The organism is Nitratireductor indicus C115, from assembly GCF_000300515.1.
Classification (GTDB): Bacteria; Pseudomonadota; Alphaproteobacteria; order Rhizobiales; family Rhizobiaceae; genus Nitratireductor; species Nitratireductor indicus.
Genome location: NZ_AMSI01000047.1, coordinates 1 through 4,578 on the forward strand (window position 1 = coordinate 1; position 4,578 = coordinate 4,578).

The 4,578-nt window shown below is 57.8% G+C and carries 4 protein-coding genes and 3 pseudogenes; 2 read left to right on the forward strand and 5 right to left on the reverse strand.

Annotated elements, in window-relative coordinates; genetic code table 11:
• Positions 1–146 precede the first annotated feature (146 nt).
• Positions 147–743: an NAD(P)H:quinone oxidoreductase type IV gene (gene wrbA / locus NA8A_RS24060; RefSeq protein ID WP_009453050.1), complete on the forward strand. Its 597-nt coding sequence runs from the start codon at positions 147–149 to the stop codon at positions 741–743.
• A 49-nt stretch (positions 744–792) separates the two neighbouring features.
• On the opposite strand, the pseudogene NA8A_RS24865 reads toward wrbA, so the two are convergent.
• The 4 genes and pseudogenes from NA8A_RS24865 to NA8A_RS24075 all read right to left on the reverse strand — a co-directional run.
• A pseudogene (locus NA8A_RS24865) lies at positions 793–909 on the reverse strand (IS5 family transposase); the annotation flags it as partial.
• A gap of 52 nt (positions 910–961) precedes the next feature.
• Positions 962–1,663, reverse strand: coding sequence for an IS6 family transposase (locus NA8A_RS24065; RefSeq protein WP_009453051.1), 702 nt, complete (start codon positions 1,661–1,663; stop codon positions 962–964).
• On the reverse strand, positions 1,660–2,196 hold the full coding sequence (locus NA8A_RS24070; RefSeq protein WP_009453052.1) for a dihydrodipicolinate synthase family protein: 537 nt from the start codon (positions 2,194–2,196) through the stop codon (positions 1,660–1,662). Before NA8A_RS24070 ends, NA8A_RS24065 begins: the two co-directional genes overlap by 4 nt.
• Before the next feature lie 219 nt (positions 2,197–2,415).
• Positions 2,416–3,446, reverse strand: a pseudogene (locus NA8A_RS24075) (IS3 family transposase); the annotation flags it as partial.
• 65 nt (positions 3,447–3,511) lie between these two features.
• On the opposite strand from NA8A_RS24075, the pseudogene NA8A_RS25225 reads away from it, so the two are divergent.
• Positions 3,512–3,637 (forward strand): annotated as a pseudogene (locus NA8A_RS25225) (arginine deiminase family protein); the annotation flags it as partial.
• A gap of 28 nt (positions 3,638–3,665) precedes the next feature.
• Here the strand turns inward: NA8A_RS25225 and NA8A_RS24085 are convergent.
• Positions 3,666–4,578, reverse strand: a 913-nt coding sequence (locus NA8A_RS24085; protein ID WP_081581996.1) for an IS3 family transposase, incomplete at its 5' end; no start/stop codon positions are given.

Below are 4,578 nucleotides of genomic sequence, written 5' to 3' on the forward strand. Positions count from 1 at the left end.
GCCGTAATCAACTTGGCAATCCCGGCAATACCCTTGAGAGGCCTTGGAGAAAGATTGAACGGTGTGTCAACATATGGATGACTAGCAGTTGTTACAGTATCCTGTATGCACTTCACCGTAGGATGAATTTTTGACACGGAGATCAAATGCCTAAAGTTCTAGTTCTGTATTATTCCGCATACGGCCACATCGAAACGATGGCAAACGCTGTCGCTGAAGGCATTCGTTCAGCAGGTGTTGAAGCTGTCGTCAAAAGGGTCCCAGAACTTGTTCCTGAAAACGTCGCGAAGGCATCCAACTTCAAACTCGATCAGCAGGCACCAATCGCAAGTGTCGACGAACTTACCGAGTATGACGCCATTATCGTTGGCGCGGGAACGCGGTTCGGAACCGTCGCTTCCCAGATGCGCAATTTTTGGGATCAGACCGGTAGCCTATGGGCGCAGGGCAAGCTCGTTGGTAAGGTTGGTTCCGTCTTCACTTCTTCGGCGACGCAGCATGGTGGCCAAGAATCCACCATACTCGGCTTCATCCCAACACTGCTCCACCACGGTATGGCAGTTGTGGGCCTACCCTACGCGTTCCAAGGTCAAATGGGCGTTGACGAGGTCAAGGGTGGTTCACCTTACGGAGCTTCCACAATCACTGACGCTGATGGTTCTCGCATGCCGTCAGAAGTTGAGGTGGAAGCCGCCAAATTCCAGGGCGCACATGTTGCGAAAATCGCAGCGAAGCTTGCCTAATTCCATTCCCGGAAGAGCGAAAGGAGTGGACTAGCTATCCCTTTCGCTTCTAGCGCTCGTGGACAAAGGGTATCCATAGTTTGACTGCTGCGAGGGTGACGAAGCCGAGGTAGGATTCTTTGGTCTTGTCATAGCGGGTCGCAACGCGCCGCCAGTTCTTGAGCTGGCGATGTCACATAAACCTGAGCATGGACGCACCGGGCCCTGCGGCGGCTCGATCAGGTGCCGATGGTTACAGCGTTCCATTCGGCCATGGCACGCAGGCGATGAGTGCGAATGCCGAGAGCGGAGCGTTGTGAGCGGGGCGGGACGAAAAGGTTGCGAAAGGCGGAGAAGATCGAGATGAAATGCTGTAGGCTCCCCGGCGATCGGAACCCCTGCATTGAGCGTTCTCGTTTTCGCAGCGGCACGTGCGAATTCTCCGCACGGTTGTTCAAGCCCTTGTGCGAGCGGTGCTCGATCTGCGGCATCACCTGCCGCTTGGCTGTTCCGTAGGAGCGGAGCTTGTCGGTGATCATGCGCTTCGGTGCGAGCCCCTGCTTCTTCAGCAACCGCGTCAGCAAGCGCTTGGCGGCCTTGGTGTTGCGCCGGGTCTGGACGATCTCATCGAGCACATAGCCATCCTGGTCGACGGCACGCCACAGCCAATGTTTCTTACCGGCGATCGTGATGGCGACCTCGTCGAGGTACCAGATATCATTGCGATCCGGCTGCTTGCGGCGCAGGCGCCCAGTATAGTCCGGCCCGAACTTCCGGCCCCAGCGGCGGATCGTCTCGTAGGAAACGACGATGCCGCGCTCCAAAAGCATTTCCTCGACATGACGCAGGCTCAGCGGAAACCGATAATACAGCCAAACCGCATGGGCGATGATTTCGGCAGGAAAGCGGTGACGCTTGTAGCTGATGGCGGACGTACTCATACTCGCGCCTCTACACCGCAAGGCGCTGACCGGAAGTTAACGTGACATCGCCTGTTGGGGTGCTTGGCGAGTTCCAGAAGATCATTCCAGTGCAGGTCTGTTTTCACGCGCGGCGGGTTGTTGTAGAAGCCGATGGCGAAGTCCTCAGCATCACAGACCTCGCGCACATAGTCTGAAATGGCGACGTTATCGGCGCAGATATAGGCAGGCGCCGCAATGATCGCGCCGTCGCCGCCTTCGGCTTTCGCATAGCGTACATAGTCGATTGTGGACTGGGTGTTGTTGCCGGTGCAGCCATAATAAAACAGCATCTTGCCGGTCTTCATCTTCGCGGTTTCAGAAATGATCGCGCGGCGCTCTTCCTGCGTGAGCATGGACACCTCACCGGTCGACCCCATGATGAGAACGGCTTCTGTGCCGTTTTGCTCATGCCAGTTCAACAGGGTGCGAAAACCCTCAAAGTCGATGCTGCCATCCTCGTTCATCGGGGTGACAAGCGCCACAAATGAACCTTTCGGTTTTATATGAGCCATGAACGGGTCTCCTGAAAATGTGTGTCGACGGTTCCCTGACACGCCCGGCTGCGCCGGATCGATGACGATTGGTCAGGCGCAGCAGAGGCTTGCCGCGCCTTCAGACCGTCGGTTGGCAAGGTTCAATGGAGCGGAAAAGCCGTCATAAAATCAAATACAAATATGATTGACCTGCATGCCAAAAACTTATGCCGTCTGCCTAATTCATGGGCTGAGTTCGTGGGGTCTGTTGCGGTTGTAGTCCTCCTTCCATGCGGTGATTGCGTCTCGTGCTTGGGGGAGCGACGAGAACAGGGTTTCGTTGAGGCATTCGTCGCGGAAACTGCCGTTGAAACTTTCGACGAAGCCGTTCTGCATCGGCTTGCCCGGCGCGATGTAGTGCCAGTCGACTTGGGTCTCCTGGCACCATTTGAGGATGGCCATGCTGGTCATCTCCGTCCCATTGTCAGAGACAATCGTCTTCGGCTTTCCCCGTCTGGCGATCAGACTGTCCAACTCGCGGGCGAGCCGAGCGCCCGACAGGGATGTGTCGGCGACCAGGCACAGGCATTCGCGTGTGAAGTCGTCAACGATAGCCAGAACGCGGAAGCGGCGGCCGTCCGTGAAGGCATCGCTGGCGAAGTCCAGGCTCCAGCGCTCGTTGGGTCGTGACGGCAGAGCCAGAGGACCCCTCGTTCCCAAGGCCCGCTTCCTGCCGCCGCGCTTGCGAACAGTCAGTTTCTCTTCACGATAAAGCCGCCTGAGCTTCTTCAGGTTCATGACGATCCCCTGCCGGCCGAGCATGACGTGGATGCGGCGATAGCCGAAACGGCGGCGCTCAGACGCCACCTTCTTCATCGCTTCGCGGATTGACGCATCGTCAGGTCGCACGCTGCGATATCGCATGCTCGACCGATCAACCGATAGAACCTCGCACGCCCGACGCTGGCTCACCCCATGCTGCGCACAGACCTGAGCCACCGCATCCCGCTTCGCACCGGGCGTCACCATTTTTTTGAAGCGACATCCTTCAGGATGGCATTGTCCAGCATGGTCTCCGCGAGAAGCTTCTTGAGCTTCGCGTTCTCATCTTCCAAGGCCTTCAGCTTGCGCGCATCAGACACGTCCATGCCGCCATACTTCGCCTTGTATTTGTAGAAGGTTGCATCCGAGATGCCGTACTTGCGGCAGACATCGGCTGTCTTCGCGCCCGCCTCCTGCTCCTTCAATATCCCGATAATCTGTTCTTCCGTGAACCGTGAACGCTTCATTCCGTCCGTCTCCTGGTTTTGACGGACTCTACCAAAATTTGGAGGAAGTTTAGGGTCTCAGGTCACTCGCGCGCTCCCTCTTTGCGCAAGGCGGCGCAGAAAGAGTCATTGCGTGTAAACTGCCGATTGAGCGTGCTTCCATGCATCTCGATACGGTCTTCACCTTCTGCGACCGCGATCTCGTCACCCTCTTGGTCTTGCCCCCGTTTCGCCGGACACTCAGGCGGTTGCGATTTGAGCGGCAATGAACTCGCGGGGCGAGCGCATTTTCAGCCCTGAGTGCGGGTGGTTGTCATTGTAATCCTCGATCCAGTTTTCGATCAATCCAAGAACTGTCGGGGCGGTGGGCAGTGGAGTCACCTGGACGTAGTCGCGTTTCAGCGTCTTCACGAAAGCCTCCGAGATGCCGTTGCTTTGCGGGCTCTGGACCGGCGTGAAGCAAGGCTTCAGTCCCAGCTGGCGAGCAAAGATCTGCGTGTCCTTCGCGATATAAGGTGAGCCGTTGTCGGACAGCATCTCGATGACGGATGGGGCGCGGTAAGCGCCGAAGCGACGCTCGACGGCCTCCAGCATGATATCGCGAATATCGGAACCGCTGATCCCGGCATTCGCCACAGCGCGCCAGGCGATGATTTCACGGTCATGGGCATCGATAATGAAGGCACTGCGGATGATATCGCCGTTCCAGCAGGTAAACTCGAAGCCATCGCTGCACCAGCGCAGGTTCGAACGCATGACGATCACCTTGCCGTCGTGAACATGCTCGGGACGTTCCGTGTATTTCCGCGTCAGAAGCAGGTTATGGGTCTGCATGATCCGATAGACCCGCTTGTGATTGACCGGTGCCAGGCCCTCCGAGCGCAGCTGGCGGTTCAGGAGCGCGGCGATCCGCCGGTATCCGTAGGTCGGCCGCGCTGCCACGAGCGCGGTGATCAGCGGCACCACCGCCGCGTCTTGCGCTTTGTGATAGCGCCGCCGCGGCTTCGCGCCTCCCTTCAGGCGATCATGAAGATTTGAGCGGGAGACACCGAGGGTCTTGGCCACCACGCTCATTGGGAACCCTCCTTCGGCTGCGACTGCGCAGGTTTTGTTGCAACGGCTGATTTGAAGCGCAAAGGGGGCCGGTCCGAGG

Excerpts from the sequence above, each read along its gene's own strand:
- wrbA (WP_009453050.1), top strand. The coding sequence starts at position 147 with ATGCCTAAAGTTCTAGTTCTGTATTATTCCGCATACGGCCACATCGAA.
- NA8A_RS24070 (WP_009453052.1), bottom strand. The coding sequence starts at position 2,196 with ATGGCTCATATAAAACCGAAAGGTTCATTTGTGGCGCTTGTCACCCCG.
- NA8A_RS24065 (WP_009453051.1), bottom strand. The coding sequence starts at position 1,663 with ATGAGTACGTCCGCCATCAGCTACAAGCGTCACCGCTTTCCTGCCGAA.